General features: G+C 55.2%; 15 protein-coding genes. 6 read left to right on the top strand and 9 right to left on the bottom strand.

The genetic code is table 11. The annotated features are described in order from the left end of the window. Positions 1–5 precede the first annotated feature (5 nt). The 3 genes from IAG03_RS07790 to IAG03_RS07780 all read right to left on the bottom strand — a co-directional run bounded on the left by IAG03_RS07790 (position 6) and on the right by IAG03_RS07780 (position 3344). Positions 6–689 carry a PHP domain-containing protein gene (locus tag IAG03_RS07790; RefSeq protein ID WP_249319558.1) on the bottom strand — a complete coding sequence of 228 codons (684 nt, stop codon included), beginning with the start codon at positions 687–689 and terminating at the stop codon, positions 6–8. A 268-nt stretch (positions 690–957) separates the two neighbouring features. Continuing rightward, positions 958–2307: a GH1 family beta-glucosidase gene (locus IAG03_RS07785; protein WP_249319557.1), complete on the bottom strand. Its 1350-nt coding sequence runs from the start codon at positions 2305–2307 to the stop codon at positions 958–960. Positions 2308–2561: 254 nt separating this feature from the next. Then, entirely contained in the window at positions 2562–3344 is a 783-nt protein-coding gene (locus IAG03_RS07780) for an SDR family oxidoreductase (protein WP_249319556.1), read from the bottom strand. Positions 3345–3486: 142 nt separating this feature from the next. On the opposite strand from IAG03_RS07780, the gene IAG03_RS07775 reads away from it, so the two are divergent. Further along, a complete protein-coding gene (locus tag IAG03_RS07775; RefSeq protein WP_249319555.1) occupies positions 3487–3732 on the top strand; it encodes a helix-turn-helix domain-containing protein in 246 nt (81 codons plus the stop codon). 13 nt (positions 3733–3745) lie between these two features. Here the strand turns inward: IAG03_RS07775 and IAG03_RS07770 are convergent, their stop codons facing one another. From IAG03_RS07770 to IAG03_RS07760, 3 genes are read right to left on the bottom strand one after another with little or no spacing between them, the layout of a single operon-like run. Further along, the gene (locus tag IAG03_RS07770) at positions 3746–4126 is read right to left on the bottom strand and encodes a VOC family protein (RefSeq protein WP_249319554.1); all 381 of its coding nucleotides are present in this window, start codon (positions 4124–4126) and stop codon (positions 3746–3748) included. Positions 4127–4152: 26 nt separating this feature from the next. Then, complete coding sequence (locus IAG03_RS07765) at positions 4153–4806, bottom strand: HAD family hydrolase (RefSeq protein ID WP_249319553.1); 654 nt, start codon at positions 4804–4806, stop codon at positions 4153–4155. Next, on the bottom strand, positions 4803–5531 hold the full coding sequence (locus IAG03_RS07760; RefSeq protein ID WP_249319552.1) for an MBL fold metallo-hydrolase: 729 nt from the start codon (positions 5529–5531) through the stop codon (positions 4803–4805). The genes IAG03_RS07765 and IAG03_RS07760 overlap by 4 nt, the downstream gene beginning before the upstream one ends. 297 nt (positions 5532–5828) lie before the next feature. Here IAG03_RS07760 and IAG03_RS07755 point away from each other — a divergent pair, with 297 nt between their 5' ends. Together IAG03_RS07755 and IAG03_RS07750 are read left to right on the top strand one after the other, a co-directional pair. Next, positions 5829–6590, top strand: coding sequence for a DUF5131 family protein (locus IAG03_RS07755; RefSeq protein WP_249319551.1), 762 nt, complete (start codon positions 5829–5831; stop codon positions 6588–6590). A 99-nt stretch (positions 6591–6689) separates the two neighbouring features. After that, entirely contained in the window at positions 6690–7208 is a 519-nt protein-coding gene (locus IAG03_RS07750; RefSeq protein ID WP_249319550.1) for a cob(I)yrinic acid a,c-diamide adenosyltransferase, read from the top strand. Between the two features lie 326 nt (positions 7209–7534). Here IAG03_RS07750 and IAG03_RS07745 read toward each other — a convergent pair whose 3' ends face one another. From IAG03_RS07745 to IAG03_RS07735, 3 genes are all read right to left on the bottom strand, one after another. Continuing rightward, positions 7535–8761, bottom strand: a complete 1227-nt coding sequence (locus IAG03_RS07745; protein WP_249319549.1) for an O-antigen ligase family protein — start codon at positions 8759–8761, stop codon at positions 7535–7537. 371 nt (positions 8762–9132) lie between these two features. After that, positions 9133–10248: an Ldh family oxidoreductase gene (locus IAG03_RS07740; RefSeq protein WP_249319548.1), complete on the bottom strand. Its 1116-nt coding sequence runs from the start codon at positions 10246–10248 to the stop codon at positions 9133–9135. Between the two features lie 183 nt (positions 10249–10431). Beyond that, complete coding sequence (locus IAG03_RS07735) at positions 10432–11775, bottom strand: DNA recombination protein RmuC (RefSeq protein ID WP_249319547.1); 1344 nt, start codon at positions 11773–11775, stop codon at positions 10432–10434. 225 nt (positions 11776–12000) lie between these two features. Between IAG03_RS07735 and IAG03_RS07730 the strand changes: the two genes are divergently transcribed. From IAG03_RS07730 to IAG03_RS07720, 3 genes are all read left to right on the top strand, one after another. After that, positions 12001–13206: a zinc ribbon domain-containing protein gene (locus tag IAG03_RS07730; RefSeq protein WP_249319546.1), complete on the top strand. Its 1206-nt coding sequence runs from the start codon at positions 12001–12003 to the stop codon at positions 13204–13206. A gap of 413 nt (positions 13207–13619) precedes the next feature. Further along, positions 13620–14348, top strand: a complete 729-nt coding sequence (locus IAG03_RS07725; RefSeq protein ID WP_249319545.1) for a TetR/AcrR family transcriptional regulator — start codon at positions 13620–13622, stop codon at positions 14346–14348. Positions 14349–14485: 137 nt separating this feature from the next. Then, positions 14486–19168, top strand: coding sequence for an InlB B-repeat-containing protein (locus tag IAG03_RS07720; protein ID WP_249319544.1), 4683 nt, complete (start codon positions 14486–14488; stop codon positions 19166–19168). The last annotated feature ends 118 nt before the right edge of the window (positions 19169–19286 follow it).

The raw sequence follows: 19286 nt of genomic DNA, 5'->3' as shown, positions 1-19286 counted from the left end.
CCCGGTTACACCGCGTCTGTTTCGGTGAAAATCGCCGCGGTTCCGGCCTGCAGCGCTTCCATCAGCATGCCGGACGAACGAAGCTTCTTTTCCGTACAAAGTCCTGCCCGCTGCGTAAGCGGCCGATGGATATCGCTTCCCGCTGTTTTAAGCAGCGCATAGCGCGACGCATACCAGTCGGCATTCTCATTTTCAAAGGCTGTTCGACAGGCGTTGACGACCTCGACGGCATCAACATCCCGCGGAGACAGACGGATCGTCTCGATATACCAGTCCTCACGGAACGGATGCGCCTGCACGAGAAAGCCGCCGCTCTCGTGCACAAGTGCGCTGTATTCCGGAACCCGCAGGGTGTGGCAGTCCGGATGGCGTAAAAGCCACGCCTTATCGAGCCCATATGTCAAGAAATCGGTCCCGGCATGGGAAAATTCCCAGCCGAAAAAGACCGAAAGCCCCAGCTTGGCGCCCGCCTCCGCCGCACGCTCATAGCCCGCGCAAAACTGGTCGATCCGGCTTTCCCAGGAGCCGCAGGACGGCACGGTGGTGTTGCCGTTGAGAAAATGGTCGGTAATACAAAGGCCGGTATATCCGCGCGCTGCATAGTAGCGGACGAGCGCCTCCGCCGGCATTTGGGAACACCGGCTTCCTTCGCTGGTATGGGCATGGGTTTCATATCGATACGGCTGCAAAATGGAATTCCTCCCCGCAAAAAAACGCCCAGGCATGCAGCCCAGCGTTTTTGTTTCTATGTTTATTGTAGCACGCCGGCCATTTTTCCGCAAGAAGAACCGGCGCTTTTCTCTGCAGAGGAAAGCGCCGGTTGATGGGTTTGGGTTTATGGAGCCGTTTCTGTGCATGAGAATCCGCCGTACGGACACGCAGCTGAATTCACAGCCGCAAACGGCGCCCAAGCCCGTTTCCTGCTGTTTATCGGGTCAAGCATTTTTCGGGGAAGTTTTAGAACCCGTTATTCTCGATAGTTTTCGCGTACCAGTAAGCGCTCTCTTTCGGAATGCGCTGCTGGGTCTTGTAATCGACATATACGATCCCGAAGCGGATGCTCAAGCCGCGCGCCCACTCAAAGTTATCGCAGAAGCACCAGATGTAATAGCCCATTACCGGGACGCCGTCCTGGATCGCATGATGCACTTCCGCGAGATACCGGCGCAGATAGTCGATACGGTTGACGTCCTCGACCTTGCCGTCCACATTGACCCAGTCACGGGATGCGGTGCCGTTCTCGGTGATGATGATCTTTTTCGGCGCATAGCGGTCGTTGATCCATTTGAGGATATCATACATGCCCTGCGGATGTACTTCCCAGCCGCAATCCGTCAGCGGTTTTCCTGTCTTGACCGGTACCCCGGCAAGCGGCCAGACGCTGTCGTCCGCCTTGATGTAATCCGGGTAGTAGGTGTTCAAGCCGAAGAAATCAAGCGGCTGGCAGCAAAGTTCCATGTCGCCCTCGTGGATTTCCGGCAGAACAACGCCGCGGGACTCGAGATAATCGAAGAATTCCTGCGGATAGGTGCCCTTCATGACCGGATCGCCGAAGATGCAGTTGCCCTGCATGGTAGCCATTTTCGCAGCGAAGACGTCGTCTGCGTTGTCCGGACGGTATGGGTAGAACATCTGCATATTGAGCGTGATGCCGATTTCGGCTTTCAAATCCGTCTCACGATAGGCTTTGACCGCCGCGCCGTGCGACATCATCAGATGATGCACCGCCTGCAGCGCCATGCCGTAGTCATGATAGCCCGGTGCATGTTCGCCGATCCAGTAGCCGAGCATCGACGTGCAGAACGGCTCGTTGAGCGTGATCCAGTAGTCAACCAGATCGCCGAGCTCTTTGTAGAGCACCTTGGCATATTCGGTGAACCAGCCGACGATCTCACGGTTCGCCCAGCCGCCGCGATCCTGCAGTTTCTGCGGGAGATCCCAGTGGTACATGGTGACAGCGGTTTTCATGCCGTTGTCGCGCATGAGCTTGAGGACCGTACGATAGAACGCGATGCCCTCCGGATTGACTTCGCCGACGCCGTTTGGAATCACGCGCGGCCAGGAAATCGAAAGACGATACACCTGGATACCGAGCTTTTTCAGAATGGCAATATCCTCTTCATAGCGATGATAGAAATCGCAGGCTACATCACCGGTCGTGTTGTCATCGATGTGGCCCGGCGTATGGGTAAAGCGATCCCAGATGCACTCGCCCTTTCCGCCTTCGTTCCATCCGCCTTCGATCTGATAGGATGCGCTTGCCGTTCCCCACTCAAATCCTTTGGGAAACACAAATTTTTGTTCCATTGCAATACCTCCAATTTTTGTTCATCAGCACACGCGTGTCGCCTTTCGGCACAAAAAAAGCGCAGATTACTTTCTCATATCCGTTTAAATACATAAGAAACTTCTGCGCTCACCCTTAATATATCGGGTTTTATTCAATTTGTCAATGCAAAATTCCGCGCTTTTTTGCTTTTGTGGTTATGGACAAAATCTGTCTGCAATTCTTAAACACAACACCGAAAAGCACCGCCTCAAAATCACGATTTTTCTCAAAATCAGACGTCCGATTCTTCCGGCTGATACTGCCAGCCGCCGTCGCCGTGATAGATCATATTCCGGGTCATGCCGCCGTCGACAATAAAGTTCTGTCCGGTGATAAACGAAGCCTCCGGCCCGCAGAGGAACGCTGCCATTGCGGCGATATCCTCCGGCGCGCCGACCCTGCCCGCAGGATGCTGTTTTAAATCCCCAACCGAAAAAGTTGCGACATAGCCGTCCTCGTGGAAGCGGCCGGTATCGATCCAGCCCGGACTGATGGCGTTGACCCGCACTTTGCCCGCGAGGCTTGCCGCCAATGCGTGCGTCAGCGCAAGGACGCCGCCTTTGGCCGCGGAATAACTCTCGGTGTCCGGCTGGGACATCAGCGCGCGCGTCGAAGAAAGGTTGACAATAGAGGCGCCCGGCGCAAACAGATCCCGCAAAAGCATGGTCAGCCGATACGGCGCCACAACGCCCAAGCGCAGCACATAGTCAAAATCCTCATAGCTGCAGCCGGAGAGAATGCCTTTTCGGCTGACGCAGGCGTTGTTGATCAGGACATCCACACACCCGTAGCGCGCCTTGACGATCCGGGCAATATTAAAGAGCACCGGTTCCTCGGAAACGTCGCCGTGTACAAAGACCGATCCCGGAAGCCGGGCCGCCAGCTTTGCGCCGTGATCGGCGTCCGTATCGGCAAAAATCACCGAAGCGCCCGCTGCGTAAAAGGTCTCTGCGATACAGCGGCCAATGCCGTTTGCGCCGCCGGTGATCACACAGACTTTTCCATTCATTTCCATAAAACGAATTCCTTTCGACACGCTGAAACAGCGTAAATTTCACCCGATTTTGGCTGGGAAAAACTGGGAATACCACTGTTTGGTTGTATATTGAGAATTTCCGTTTGAAAACATAGTAGCATGAATGATTGAGGTGAGATTTATGTATTTTCCGCGGATCGAAGAACTCCGTATCGACCACGATTTAACCCAGAAACAGCTTTCCGAATATCTGCACTGTAACCGCGAGGTTTACCGGCGATATGAAAAAGGAAGGCGGGAAATTCCGGTCTGGGCTGTCATCATGCTTGCAAAGCTCTACAACACCACAACAGACTACATTTTGGGCATGCCGGGCACCCACTGCGAACCGCCAAACAAGAACGATCCGGAATCCGCCGCGCCATAAGCAGGCGGATTTTTTATTTGGATTCGCGCTGCGGGATCATCTCGATCCAGTATCCGTCCGGATCCTGAATGAAATAGATGCCCATCTTTTCATTGACATAACAGACACAGCCCATTTGTTCGTGCTTTTCGCGCGCTGCGGCCAAGTCGTCTGTACGCACTGCCAGATGGAACTCGCAGTCGCCAAGATCGTAGGACGGCTTTTCCCAGTCGCGCAGCCACGTCAGCTCCAGCTCAAAGTCCGTCGCGCCGTCCGTCAGAAAGACGATAATAAAGCTGCCGTCCTCCGCCGTTTTCCTTCGTTTTTCCGTAAACCCAAGCGCCTCGCGGTAAAAGGCAAGCGAACGCTCGAGGTCGACAACATTAAAATTGAAATGTGCAAACTGATTGTTCATCGAATTTCTCTCCTTTTTTCATGTTTTCACGCATTTACATCGTTTCCGCGCAAGACATCGAGGATCTCCTCCGGTGTGCGGAACCGGTAGGTCGCCCTCGTGACCGTTTCCGGATCCATGCTGCCCCACAGGGCGAGTCCAAAATCGGCGCCGCCGGAGAGCCCGCAGGACATGTCGTAAACCGTATCGCCGATAAAGAGCACTTCCCCTTCTCCGGCGCCGGTCCGCTTGCGGTAAGCCTCCATCGGGTCCGGATCGGGCTTTCCGCGCACGGTATCGTCGATGGTGACGACCTGCGGAAGCAGGCGCGCTGCCTCCGGGTACGGCTGCGCAAAAGAAGCCTCGTATTCGGCGCGCGTTTTCGAGGTAATGACGCCAAGCGACACGCCGGTCTCAGACAAGGCTTTGAGCGTGGGCAACACGCCGTCAAAGAGCGTGACCTCGCCAAAATACCGGTTCGTCAGATAGTCATTCCAAAGATAGAGCCCTTTTTCAATTTCTGTTACGCCGAACATCCGGAGCCCTTCGGCGCCGGGCCGCCCGAACGACGGCCGGAGCGCATCCGCCGCGTACCGGGTTCCCGTCAGATCGAACACCGTATCGGATAGCGCCTTCATCACCGGGCCATAGGTATCCGTCAGCGTTCCGTCGATATCAAACACCACATGCTGGTACTTCATTCATAAAAGACCTGTCCTTCCCGTTCAATTTTTCTTACAGCAGCCCATTTTTCCGGATCTTTCTCCCGCAGACACCGGCTGCGCGGCCAATAAGAGGCATCTTCCCGAAAATGCATGGGAAACACCGCATCTGCCTGCACATTTTCCAAAAAAAGCCGCATGCCTTCTCCAAAGCCGAAGCCATCCTCCTGCCGCGGATCAAGCGGAACAAATGCCAGATGAACGTGCTCCCCCGAAAGGCGCTGCATGGCCTGCGCGTAGGCTTTCCGCATAGCGTTGTTATAGGCGTCATCTTCTTCCTTCCAGAGCCAGAGGTTCAGGTCGCCCGCGTGATAGATCCGCGTTCCGCCGGCATCGACAAGAAACGCGACGCCGACGTCCGTCGAAGGAATGGACTCTACAGTCAGCGGTCCGACCGTCTGCCGCGACGCGCGCGGAAAAAAAGTGATCTGTTCCTTGACCGCGGGCGAAATGCCGCGGCGCTCCAAAAAGCGGTCCGAAAGGCGGATATCCTTTGAGAGCAGATACGCAACCTGTTCCCGGTCTTCGAACAACCGAAAAATTTCCGGCGTAAAATGGTCGTGATGCCGGTGGCTTGCAAACACATACAGCGGCTTTTCCCGGTCAAACGCCGGAAGCGCGCCGCGCTCGTAATCAAACAGCAGCACCATCTGCGGAAGCTCTACCAAAAATCCGCTGTTAAAAAGATAGGTTACCTGATTCATACCGAACCTCCTGTTCCTTCTCCTCTATCTTACTTCTTTTACGCTGATTTTGCAAGAAAATCCCGGCAGCAGCCGGTTGATTTAACCGGATTTTTCTCAAGGTACAAGCCCGTACCAGGGGTTTTCCTGCAAATGTGTGAGATTCTGCGCATGCGGCGCAATCCAGCGAATCTATCGCTGCTGCATTGTTAGAAGCAATAAAGGAAACACTTTTGCCGCGGCAAGGAAATTCACGCGCATTGACAAGGCGCAGACAGGGCGATATACTAATAGAAACGCGCAGAAGGAGCAAAACGGATGGCTGGATGGAATCCCTGGCACGGCTGCAAAAAAGTCAGCCCGGGCTGTCAGAACTGCTATGTATACCGAATCGACGCAGAACACGGACGCGATGCCGCAGAGGTTTTTAAAACGGCCGACTTCGCCCTGCCGCTGCGCCGCGCACGCACAGGCGGATACAAGCTGCCGCCCGGAGAGCTCATATTTACCTGTTTTTCCTCGGACTTTTTTCTCGATCAGGCCGATCCCTGGCGCGAGGAGGCCTGGAAGATGATCGACTGCCGGCGCGATCTCCGGTTTTATATCGTCACCAAACGGCCGGAGCGCATCCAGGCGTGTCTGCCGCAAAACTGGGGAGACGGCTGGGAGCACGTCACCATCTGCTGCACAGTTGAAAATCAGGCTATGGCCGACCGGCGGCTGCCGGTCTTCCGCACGCTTCCCCTTCTTCACCGGGAAATCATCTGTGAGCCGCTGCTGGAGGAAATTCATCTCCGGGAACATCTCCGCGGAAACTGGATTGACAGGGTCACAGCCGGCGGAGAATCCGGGCCGGGCGCGCGCCTTTGCGATTACAGCTGGATTCTTGCGCTCCGGGCGGATTGCGCATCCTGCGGGACAGCCTTTCATTTCAAACAGACGGGTGCACAGTTTCGGAAAGACGGCCGAGTCTATCGGATTGCCCGGCGGTTTCAGCAGCAACAGGCTACGCGGGCTGGGATCGATCTCCCCGCGCGGATGGCCGCCGATCCGGCGGCCGCAGCGTGTGAAAATCCGTGATTTTCACACGCCCTCCGTCCCCGCGCAGCGGGAGACGGAGATCCGCGCGGGGTCCCGGGAGCTACCCATTCCGCTACAGAAAAGGAGTGCATTTATGATATGGAACGCCACTGCATCCACCTCTATTACGGAGACGGAAAAGGAAAAACTACTGCAGCAATTGGTCTTGCGATCCGCGCTTGTGGAAACGGGATGCGCGTCGGAATCCTGTCCTTTCTCAAAGACGGAAATTCCTCCGAAAACCGCATCCTGGACACAATTCCCGGAATCGAACGGTTTCCGTGCCTTCCTGCGGTCAAATTCTCCTTTCAGATGACCAGCGACGAACAAACAAAAGCCGCGGCCTACTATCATGCGCTCTTAAAGCGTGCGGAAGCCCGGCACGATCTCGATTTTTTTCTTCTCGATGAAGTGCTTGACGTCTGTCAGGCAGGACTGCTTTCGGAAGAAGCCCTCCTGCACTTTCTCCATCAGCAGAAAAACCGGGCAGAAATTGTTCTGACCGGACACATTCCGTCGGAACGTCTGCTTGCTGCTGCTGATTACATCACCGAAATGCATTCTCATCGGCATCCCTACCGGGAAGGTCTTACAGCCCGCCGGGGAATTGAATGGTAACGCACAGCCCTCCATTGTCCGGAAACAAATAACCACGCCGCGCTTCGTCTCATTTGCGTCCTTCGGGCTTTCTACGAACGGCGCCGGAAAAGCGGAGACATATGCAACCTACAGTGTCAAACGATGGATGAAACGCATTCTGCAGCCGGTACAGCTTGTTTTTCTTCGAAAGGGAAATTCTCCTGAAGCATCTAAAAAAGCCTCTGCACGGCAAAAAAAGAACAGGAAACGCAGGTTGTTTTGCGTTTCCTGTTTTGTATTGTTTTGATTGCAGAATTTCCTGGTTTTTTGATCCGGCTGAAAACGGTTGCGCGCTGCTTTGGTATTTATTGTTCCGGAAAATCCTGAAACAGCATCGCGGATTCCGGCAGATCCAAATGCAGAGAAGGCATCCGCGAAGATGGCGATGCCGCCCATTTTTTCGACTCGCAAATTCCGGGGCACGCAAAAATAGCGGCGGCCAAAAGCCCGGTCTGCGGCCAGAAAAGCGTTGCATCGACTGCGCCGTGCGCCAGAACGCCGATGAGAATTGCCAGACAAAGCGCGCAGGCAGAACGGTTGCGCCGCGCCATATAGTGGCGGATCACCTGTCTGGTTGTGGAGCCGACATATGCGATGGCTGCGCCGGTGCCGAGCAATCCGTAATTGAGCAAGAGTTCCAGGAGTAAATTGTGGGCATGGGTTGTGCGCGCACCGCCATAGAGTGTATAGATCCGGCTGTACGTATAGCAGCCGCCGCCAAGCAGAGGGTGCTCAAAAAAGCCCTCGATTGCCGCCATCCAGATGGACCAGCGGGTATCGAAATCGTCGCCCAGCGCTTCCGCACGCGGAAACAGGCCGGGATCATAGAACAGAAGGCCTGCGCCGCAGATACCGAGCGCAATGTATAGCAAAAGCAGTTTCTTTCTGCCCAAAAACAGCAGCAGGCACGGCACAGAGCACGCAATGACCAAAAAGGCGGTTCTGCACTGACAGATTGCAAGGCCTGAAAAATTAAAGGCAATTACAAAGGTATAAAACAGGCGTCCGGATTTCTGCGTGAGCATTTTATAGAGCGCAAAGAGCACGACCATTTCAATGATCGCCGCATAATAATTGGGGTTGACAAATACCGCTTCAAACCGGTTGTCGAACTGATTTTCCCGGATCAGAAGCTTTTGCAGGAGCGCAACCAGAAACGCGCCGATGCTCATCAGGCAGGCGGCGTCGATCAGATCCTGAAAGAGGCGCTGCGTCATGACCCTGCGCATAAACAGCGCCAGAATGAGCAAAAGCAGAACGCCGATTGCGACCAATAATTCGAACTCATGGCCGTAAGCCGCGGTCGTCAGAAGCATCACCGCGCAAAAGAGCACAAGATATCCCGCGCCTTTTCCGCCGAAAAGCGTTCCCCGAAGCTTGCCGGTCACAAGAATATAGACGATGGTTGCAACGGCACAGGCCGCTGTTAAATAGATAGACAAAAATAGTGAAAGGACCAGCAGGAAAACCGCCCGCTCATCTGCGGAATAGGTATTCCGGAACCGGTTGAAAACTGCCTGAAGATTTGCCATGATATCCCCCTTTTCTGCACCTGCAGAGCGGCTCTCCATCCGGGTTTCCAAGTTGTCTGAACCCGATGCGCGCCCAATGCGCGTTGCGCCGTACGTTGCCCTGCCATGCTGGCTGTTTGCACAGAACAGTTGCTTTGCAAAAGCCAAAATCCCGAATTTCAATCGAAAACGCCGGTATATAAAATAGAATCCATGCAAAAATTTAATGTAATATGAACAAATATTTTACATGGATCAAACATTTTGTGAATTTTGCATCTTCCCCAAAACGCACGGACAGCCCGGACGCGTACCACAAATGTACCGTACCGGGCTGTTCGGCTATTCAAGCTGCCATTCTTTGAACCGAAGATCGGAAAAAGAACGTTCGCTTATGCTTCAAACGGGAATTTATACTGGGTAAGGCCGAGCTCGTCGCGCACTGCGATGAGTTCTTTCTGAACTGCTTCGTTGACCGGAAGGCCACGGTCTTTGCGATAGAGCCACACGTCGTGCTCTTTTTCGCCGGCGGTGAAGATGCGATCCTGTCCCGGCGCCTTCTGCGAATTGCGCAGTTCACGCAGGATGTTGCCAGCCGTCTTCTTGAAGGAATCGGCGCCCATGAACGCTTCGGTGTCGATTGCGATGAAGAAGTGGCCGAGGTGATACGGAACTTTTTCGCCGTTCTCGCCGATGCCGGTGAGCATTTTCAGATAGTTGCCAGCCTGGAGCGCTGCGGAAAGGATCTCGACGACCGTTGCATAGCCGTAGCCCTTGTAGCCTGCGAGTTCCTCGCCGATGCCGCCGAGCGGTGCAAGAGCCGCTTCGCCGGAAACGAGCGCTTTGAGGATATAGGAAGTATCGGTCAGGGCGCTACCGTCGCGGCCGATAACCATGCCAGCCGGCGTCTCTTTGCCGATACGCTCATAATATTCGAGCTTGCCGCGCTGTGTGATCGAAGTCGCGCAGTCGATTACGAACGGGAAGTCCTCGTCAGTCGGCATACCAAACGTCAGCGGGTTGGTACCGAGCATATTCTCAACGCCGAAAGTCGGTGCGATAGACGGACGCGCATTGGTGCCGGTGATGCCGATGCAGTTTTCCTTGCAGGCCATCAGCGGATAGTAACCCGCGATGCCGTAGTGCGTGGAGTTGCGGGCAGCAACCATACCCATGCCGTACTTTTTCGCTTTTTCAATTGCCATTTTCATGGACTTGTAACCGACGACCTGTCCCATACCGTCATGACCGTCGACAACCGCCGTGGTCGGCGTTTCGCGGATGATTTCAAAGTTGGTAACCGGATTCTGAATTCCTGCCTTGATACGATCCAGATAAATCGGTTTGAAGCGGTTGACACCGTGCGACTCAATGCCTCTGCGGTCGGATTCGATCAGGATATCCGCACAGATCTTCGCATCCTCTTCCGGGATTCCGTATCCCTTGAAGGCGTCGATCACGAAGGATGTGATGAGGTCCCAGTCGACAAATGTGTAATTCAGTGCCATTTTCCATTACCCCTTTTTCTTTTTACTTCTTACTTCATGATGAACCAGGCAAATGCCCTTCCCTTTTGCAACCCGATTATAGCACAAATCCACAGATTTAGCAATATCAGCAAAATCGCTTTGTAGGAATTTAGGACATCTTACAAAAATAATCCTGTTTTTTAAAAAAATGTAAAGCATTTGTTACGGTTCCTCTTCACTTTTCAGACTTTCACGTTCAAGTACTCCCTGCGCTTCTGCGGAATCCAGTTTCTCAACCGAACGCAGGCTGCGCTGAATGGCTCGTGTGCGTACGCCGACCAGCTTGTCGAGATCGTCGTGCGCCTGTTCCAGGCGCTTCTGCGTCGAAGCGAGAATCGTCCCGAATCGGTCAAATTCCGTCTTGACCGCACCGAGGACCTTCCAGACCTCGCTCGTGCGCTTCTGGATCGCGACTGTCCGGAAGCCCATCTGCAGGCTGTTGAGCAGCGCCGCCATCGTGCTCGGCCCGGCGATGCTCACGCGGTAATCCCGCTGCAGCACTTCCACCAGTCCGCGGTTGACCACCTCGGCGTAAAGCCCCTCGAACGGCAGGAACATCACGGCAAAATCCGTCGTATACGGCGGTGCGATGTATTTGTCGCGGATATCCTTCGCAAAGGCGCGGATCCGCTGGGAAAGCACCGAAAATGCCGCCGTTACCGCTTCCGCAGAGCCGGACTCATAGGCATTCTGCAGCTCCGCGTAGGCGTCGCCCGGGAATTTAGAATCGATCGGCAGATAGACGTGCCCGTCGTCGTCCGCCGGAAGCTTCACAGCATATTCCACAACGTTCCGGCTCTTCGGCACGGTCGCCACATCGCGCTCATACTGCTCCGGCGCAAGGATCTCTTCCAGGATTGCGCCGAGCTGCACCTCGCCGAGAATACCGCGTGTTTTGACGTTCGAGAGCACCTTTTTCAGGTCCCCCACGCCGACCGCCAGGGTCTGCATCTCGCCGAGGCCTTTATAAACCTGCTCCAGGCGCTCATTGACCAGCTGGAACGACTGCGTCATTTTCTCTTCCAGCGTTTTCTGCAGTTTTTCATCCACCGTCTGCCGCATGGCATCCAGCTTTTTATTGTTGTCCTCCTGAATATAGGAAAGGCGTTTTTCCATAGTCTCGCGGATGTTTTCCAGCTTCTGCTCGTTTGCCGTCTCGAAGGTCTTGAGGCGTTCCTCCATCTGGGAAAGCTGCGCGGCCACAATGCGCCGAAGCGCGTCCTGCTTGTCGGACAGACTGCGGTCCATATCGCCGAATTTGCGCGACTGCAGCTCGTCCGTCGCGCGCTGGTTATTGGTCAGGATTTCGCCGAGCGTCCGGATGGAACCCTGCATGCTTTCCGTCAGTTCCCGGCGCAGACGCTCCTGCTGCGCGGTCTGATCGGCTTTCAGCTGCGAAAGCGCCTCGCCGGTTTTGCGGCTGTCTCCCCCGCGCAGAACACAAATCAGCAAAATTCCCAAAACAACCAACACGACGATCAGCAGTCCGATGATCCATAATTCCATAAAGAAGCGTTCTCCTTCCGGCGACCCGCACCATTCCGCCGCCCGCAAATTTTTCCTGTTTTGATTGTACCCTCTCGATGGAAAAAATGCAAGCGCCGGCGCGTGCTGCCGTTGCATTTCGGCGAATAACCTGCTATACTGATAAAAAACAGCAGTTCTTGCGGTTTAAACGAAAACGCGATCGCGGTTCAAAACACCGGAGACTGTCATCGGAGGAAATAAGCCATGGAAAAAAGATGTCCTTCCTGCGGCCGCTTGATGGAAGAAAACGAAAAATTCTGTCAGGAATGCGGCGCGCAGTATGTTGCGCCACAGCCCGCGGCAGCTGAAGCCCCGCAAATTCCCGCGATGCCGGTAATGCCGGAGCTTCCCAAAGCACCGCAGCTGACGCCGGATGCCCCGGCTGTGCCCGAAGCAGCGCAGACTCCGGCAGCGCCAGCCGCACCGGTTTCTGCGGAATCCCCTGCGCCTGCTGCTGAGACGCCCGCCGCACCCGCTCCAGCCCAGCAGTTCTGCCAGAATTGCGGAAACGCCCTAAAGCCGGGCGAACGGTTCTGCAGCCGCTGCGGAACACCGCTTGCAGCTGCGGCGCCCGCTGCACAGCCTATCCAGCAGTCCCAGGTACCCCAGCAGCCTCAAGCGCCCCAGCAGCCTCAAGCGCCCCAACAGCCCCAAGAACCTCAGCCGCAGCCGGGCACGCCCATGAAAAAGGGCAGCAAGGCGCTGATTATCATCCCGATTGCCGCGGTTGTTCTGGTCGCTGCGCTGATTGTTTGCGGCGTATTTGCCGTCAAAAAGGTTCTTGCAGACCGGAAAGGCGATCTTTCCAACACGCTCTCTGCACTGGAGTCCGCGTTGGAATACGAATGGCCGGACAATCTCCCCTCTCTGCCGGATTTGGATGACAACGACGAGGATCCGGACGATACGATTGTGGATCCTGACTCCTGGGACGTCTACACCGATTCGGATTATAATTTCTCGATACCGGTTCCGGACGGCTGGACCGTCGAGGCGGAGCCTATGGACGGAGACGGCATGAAGCTGGTCAATCTCTTTGACGAGAGCATGGACGTCGGCGTTTTGATGCAGTATGTTCCCGGCGGTTCAAGTTCCAATATCATCGGAAATGAAGATACCTTTGCCGCATCGGTGGCGGAAAACCTGCAGTTTTCTTACTACTCGGTCAACGACGGCAGTGACTGGAGCTTCCTCGGCAACTATGACGCCTACAATTTCTTCTATGTTGTTGCGGAAGATGACACTTCGCTGGTTTCTTTCTGTTATGACTGCTATGTCATCGACACTGACGGCGGCGCTTATATCATTCAGGTCTACCGCTCTACCGGTACCGAAGCTTCTGAAACCGAGGCTTACAGCGACGCGATGCTCTATGCCTATCAGGCGACAAACTACATGAAATTGTCCTAAAAGGTACCATAACGGCACAGACGGAACGCGATCCAGCACAAAATCGGCGCGCCCGCAGGCCCTCTGAAAGGAAAAGCTGCAAAGGCCCGGCTTCTGTTTTGGAAAGCGGGTGCTCCCTGCAGCAAAGCGTTTCTGCGGAAACACAGACAGCCGTATCAGGCGGCCGTAAAATTGAAAAATTGTATCTGCAAAGGCGGCGCGGCTTCGGTCACGCCGCCTTTTTTGCGTTTTTTGTAGTTTTTCTGACTAAGAAGACAAGCGCCGAAAAAGCAGCTTTTTTGTCCCGGCGAAACTGTCTTGTGCAATATTTTTGAGATATTTGGAAAAGTCACACACAAACCATGAGATTTCTATTGTGTTTTTTGTTTTTCCATGTTACAATTTTGGTGTACACACCAAACCGGGGAAAAGAAGTGATCGCCATATCCCTTACAAATGTGAGTTTGCCCGCAAAAAAGCGGATTCTGACCGTCTGTGTGAAGCTCTTTCTGGAAAAGGGCTATCAAAAATCCACGCTGGCCGAAATTATCGAAAAAGCCAATGTTTCGTACAGTACCTTTCAGAACATTTTCCGCGCCAAAGACGGCGTCCTGACGGAGCTCGTGGAATTCATGTTCTCCAATCAGTTTGCCATGGCCCGCAGTGCGGCAAGTGCGGCGCTGCCGCCGGTTTATGTTTACGCGGTTGAAACGGCCATTCAGATGACGCTCACCGAACTGAACGAAAATCTGCGGGAAATCTATATTGAAGCCTACACCCAGAAAGAAGCGTCGGAATATATCTTTCAGGAAACGGCAAAAGAATTGTACCAAATCTTCGGCTCCTACCTGCCCGAACTGACGCCGCGCGATTTTTATGACATGGAGATCGGCTCTGCCAGCATCATGCGCGGTTACATGGCGCATCCGTGCGACGCGGAACTGACGCTGAAAAAAAAGCTGCGGCTGTTTCTCACGATGAGCCTTCGTGCCTACAACGTTCCGAAGGAGGAAGTGGAGCAGACCATCCACTTTGTCGAGAGCCTCAATATCCGCGCAATCTCTGAACAGGTGATGCAGAAATTATTCCAGGTGCTGGCAATGCACTTCTCTTTTTCGCTAACGGATATCGCGCCGCCAATCGCGCCGCCAACAGAAAGCTAGAATCCATCAAAACTGGAACCCATCGGTATTGCAAGGGGCGGACTCCCTTGCGTGGGAACACTCCCCATGCAAGCCCCTTCCAACACGTTTTTCCCGCGGGAGGACGGGAAAGGCGGAAAAGAAAGCGAGGAATGGCCATGAAGAAACGACTGTTCAGTATCCTGCTGATCTGCTGTATGGTGCTGACGCTGCTGCCGACCACGGTCTTTGCCGAGGACGGCACAGAAGGAACACCCGTATGCACCTGCGAGACGGCCTGCACGGCGGAAAGCAGGAACGCAGAGTGCCCTGTCTGCGGCGCAGAGGGCGCTTTGGCAGAAAACTGCGGGAAATATGCCGCAGAAGAAAGCGGACAGACAGGTACGTCCAACGGCGCTTCGGCCATTACCGCGGCAGATGTGCAGGCACTGATCGACGCGCTGCCGGAAGCGGAAACAATCAGCGCGGATAACGCAGCGGACGTAGAAGCGCAGTTAGAAGCCATTGACGAGGCGAAGGTACAGCTTTCTGATGAAGATTTCGCGGTACTCGATTTTACCCGCTATGATGCTGCAGCTGCCGCACTTATGGCGCTAAGCGGCGAACCGGATACTGCCTTCGCGCCCCAGACTGCGAATGACCACACCCATTGCTACTGCGGCGGCAGCGTCACAGCGGGCGACCATACCAGCCATTCCGACGTGACCTATACGGCATGGGACGGCACGAGCAGCATCACATATACCAACAATATCGCCTATGTCTATCTGACAGGCAATGCCACCATCAACAGCAATCTGGTGGTGGATGGCACGACGCTTTACCTGTGCCTGAACGGCAAGACCTACTCCAGCAATGGTACAAATAAGATTGAGGTCAAAAACGGCGGCCGGCTTGTCCTCTGTGACTGTCAGGGCGGCGGCACCATCAAGGGCGCTACCTCCGGTTGGGGCGGCATGTGCATTTACCTTTATACCAGCAGACTGGATATGTTCGGCGGCAAACTCACCGGCGGCAAAGTCACCGGCAAAGGCGGCGGCGGAGCCATCGCTCTGGATGACCAGCAGTGCATATTCAACATGTACGGCGGCGAAATCTCCGGCAACAACGGCAGGAACTACGGCGGCGCCATTTTCCGGAAATTCAATGCAAACATGCCGAACACCACCGGCGGCGCTTTCAATATGTACGGCGGCACCATCAAGGATAACACTGCCAAGAACGGCGGCGCGTTCTTCTCCACCACCGGCGGGACCATCAATATGACCGGCGGCACCATCTCCGGCAATAAAGCGACCCAAAGCAGCAGCGATGCCGGCGGCGGCGCGATCTATATGCGCGGCAACGGGAAGATCAACATTTCCGGCAGCGCGCAGATCACCGGCAATTCCTCCAGCCTGGACGGCGGCGCGATTCTGATGGGCTGGGGCACCATCAACATTTCCGATAGCGCAAAGATCAGCAACAATACCGCCAGCCGCTGGGGCGGCGCCATCTGCCTGCGCCAAGATTCTAATCAGTCGACAACGCTCAACATGCGGGGCGGCGAGATCAGCGGCAACAGGGCCACGAAGGAAGGCGGCGCGGTTCATGTGCTTGACAAGGACTGCCAGTTCTTCCTCTATGACGGCAAGATCACCGGAAACACCAGCGGCGACGGCGGCGCCATCTATCTGAATCAGGAGCCGTCATGGCTGATTATGCAAGGCGGCGAGATCTCCGGCAATACGGCCACCGGCAATGGCGGCGGCGTATATATTTACCGCACCGGCTCGGTCTGCCAACTCTATAGCGGTAAGATCGAGAATAACAAAGCCAGCGGCAATGGCGGCGGCATTTATATCAACCCCAGCAACAGCGGCCAGCTGAGGGTCGGAAACAAGCCCCTCGTGCAGAACAACACGGTTTCCGACAAGGCCAACAATGTGTATCTGCCCTCCGGCAAGACGCTGACCATCGAGATCGGCATGTCCAAAGGCGCGTCCGTCGGCGTCACCACCGCGAATACCAGCTACCCCGTGGCATTTTCTAATAATTACAAAAAAGACTACGCGAATTACTTTTTCGCGGATGACGCCAATGCCCACGTGGAGTATAAGGATGACCAGAAGCTGTACCTTGTTTCCGGCGCGGTTGCGCGGCCCCTCACTGTGACATTTGACCCCAACGGCGGTATGCTGGCCGAAGCGGACAAAACCAAATCGTTGACGACCGGCGAACCCTACGGCACACTGCCGGTTCCCAACTATGAGGGCTACGATTTCGCCGGTTGGTACACGGAACAGAACGGCGGCACGAAGATCGAGAGCGACACCACCGTGACGGTGTTCGGTACGCAGACCCTCTACGCCCATTGGACGGAGCACGAATACACCGTCACGGTAGTTAAGATCGGCATGCCGGAGTGGGGTTCGGTAACGCCCATGAGCACAAAGGCCAAGGCAGGTGAAACGGTCACACTGACGGCAACACCGACAACGGGCAATCAGTTTCTGGAGTGGGTTTTCCTCAACAAGCCGGAGGGCGGCGGCTGGGTCAATCCGGTGCTGACCTTCACAATGCCCGCCGAGGATCTGACCATTCAGGCAAAGTTTACTGTGAAAAACTATTCCATCGGGTACACCACGGTGGGGGTTGCCGGCGGAAGTGCCTGGTATGTCCGGTGGGGAGACAGGGTATTCGATTACCTGCCCAAAAATCCTACGTATCAAGACTGGGTATTCACCGGATGGAAATGCGGTGATGTCACCGTTACTGAGGATATGACCTATGGCGATCTGGCAGGAAGTGACACGGTGAGTGGTATCCACATTGATGCGCAATGGCACCAGCACAAATTCAACATGTGGATGAATAATACGCCCGGAACCCTGAAATCACCCGCAGACTGTACGCATAACGCGCTGCACTACTGGATGTGCTCCTGCGATCTGATCGAATATAACGACGACCATCTGTATGAGGAGCCGGGCACGGCGCTGGGCCATCTGTGGAGTTGGACGTCCAATGGCAACGGTACGCACACGCGGACATGCCAGCGTGAGAACTGCAACACCACCGAAACCGATACTTGTTCCGGCGGCACGGCCACCTGTACCGCCAAGGCAAAGTGTAGTACCTGCAATGCCGAGTACGGTGAAAAGCTGCCCCACGACTTCACGGCAGAAACGGCAGAGGAGCAGTACCTGAAATCCAGTTCCAACTGCACGGAGAAAGCGGTCTACTACAAGTCCTGCACGGTTTGCGGCCTGAGCTCCAAGGGTACGGCCAGCGAGGCTACCTTTGAATCCGGCAGCGTTCTGGGCCATGAATGGGGCGCCTGGACCTCGAACGGCGACAGCACGCACACCCGCATCTGCTCCAGAGACGCAAGCCACACAGAAACCAAAGACTGCCACGGCGGCACGGCAGACTGCACGCACAAGGCTGTTTGCACGGTCTGCGGCGGCGCATACGGCGAAATGGCAGCACATGCTTTCACGGCAGAAACCGTAGAAGAAAATTATTTGAAATCCGACGCAACCTGCACCGAGAAGGCCGTCTACTACAAATCCTGCGCGGTCTGCGGTCTGAGCTCCGAGGGCACGGCGGATGAGGCGACCTTCTTCTCCGGCAATGTGCTGGGTCACGACTGGGATGACCCCAGCTATACGTGGGCACCGGTTCCGGATGGCTTTATGTGCGCGGCAACGAAAGTATGCAAAAGATGCCATACAGATTTCTCTGAGATTGCAACTGTGACCTATGCTGTGACAACGGAGCCGACCTGCCTGCATGAAGGCACCGGTACGTATACCGCAACATTCTCCGCTGCCTTTGGCTTCCCTATGCAGACTAAAGACGTTACCCTTCCCGCCACCGGCCATGACTGGGGCAAAACGGAATACACATGGACGTCAACCGAAGACGGCTACGACTGCACCGCGAAGCGCGTCTGCAGAAATGACGCTGCACACGTGGAAAGCGAGACCGTCGTGACCGACTATCGTGTCGTTACCGCACCGACCTGCCTGGAACCCGGTCTCGGCAATTTCATAGCGACCTTTGCGGCCACTTGGGCAACAGAAGGCGTTTCCAAAGAGATCTCCCTTGCCGCGCTCGACCATGATTTCGGTGCGTGGACGTCCAACGGCGACGGCACGCACACGCGCATCTGCTCCAGAGATGCAAGCCACACGGAAACCAAAGAGTGCCACGGCGGCACGGCGACCTGTACGGAAAAAGCCGTCTGTGCGGACTGCAAGACTGCCTACGGCGCAACAGATTCTGACAATCATGCCGCCGGATGCACGCCGGAATGGACGATTACCGAAACCGAACATGCGCAGAACTATGCGCTCTGCGGCAAGGTGATCGTTGCGAAGGAAGCGCATACCTTTGGCGACTGGACGATCACGCAAAATCCGACCGCAAACCAAAATGGTGAAAAAGAGCATAGTTGTCAAGTTTGCCAGTATACGGAGACGAAAGCCATTCCCGCCACTGGCGACGGCAGCAAAGACACCTGCTACACCATCAAAGCGACCGCCGGCAAAGGCGGAACAGTCTCCCCCGCCGGCGATGTCAACGTCCGGAAAGGCAAAGACCAGACCTTCACCATCACGCCGGACAAAGGCTATGCGATCTCCGATGTCAAGATTGACGGCAAGAGCATCGGCGCGGTGAACGCCTACATGTTCCGGCAGGTCAGCGGCAACCATACTTTGGAAGTTACCTTTGTAAAGGAAACACAAAATCCGCAGACCGGTGATTTCAGCAATCCGATGCTATGGGTTGGCCTGCTGCTCGTCAGCGCGTTCGCATTTACCGGCACCGTCCTTTATAGAAGACGGAAAGCGTAATGATGCATCCGTCATAACGCATCGGAATGCACGTAGAACCGCGCGGCTGATCTGCGCTGGAAGGCGCAAGCGATTCCGAAATTTCCCGAAATGCAATTGACGCCAAAAGGCGGCGGCT

Origin of the sequence: Yeguia hominis, assembly GCF_014384705.1 — a bacterium.
Lineage (GTDB): Bacteria > Bacillota > Clostridia > Oscillospirales > Acutalibacteraceae > Yeguia > Yeguia hominis.
Note: the sequence above shows the minus strand (reverse complement) of the source record. Positions and strands in the feature narration are given on the sequence as shown.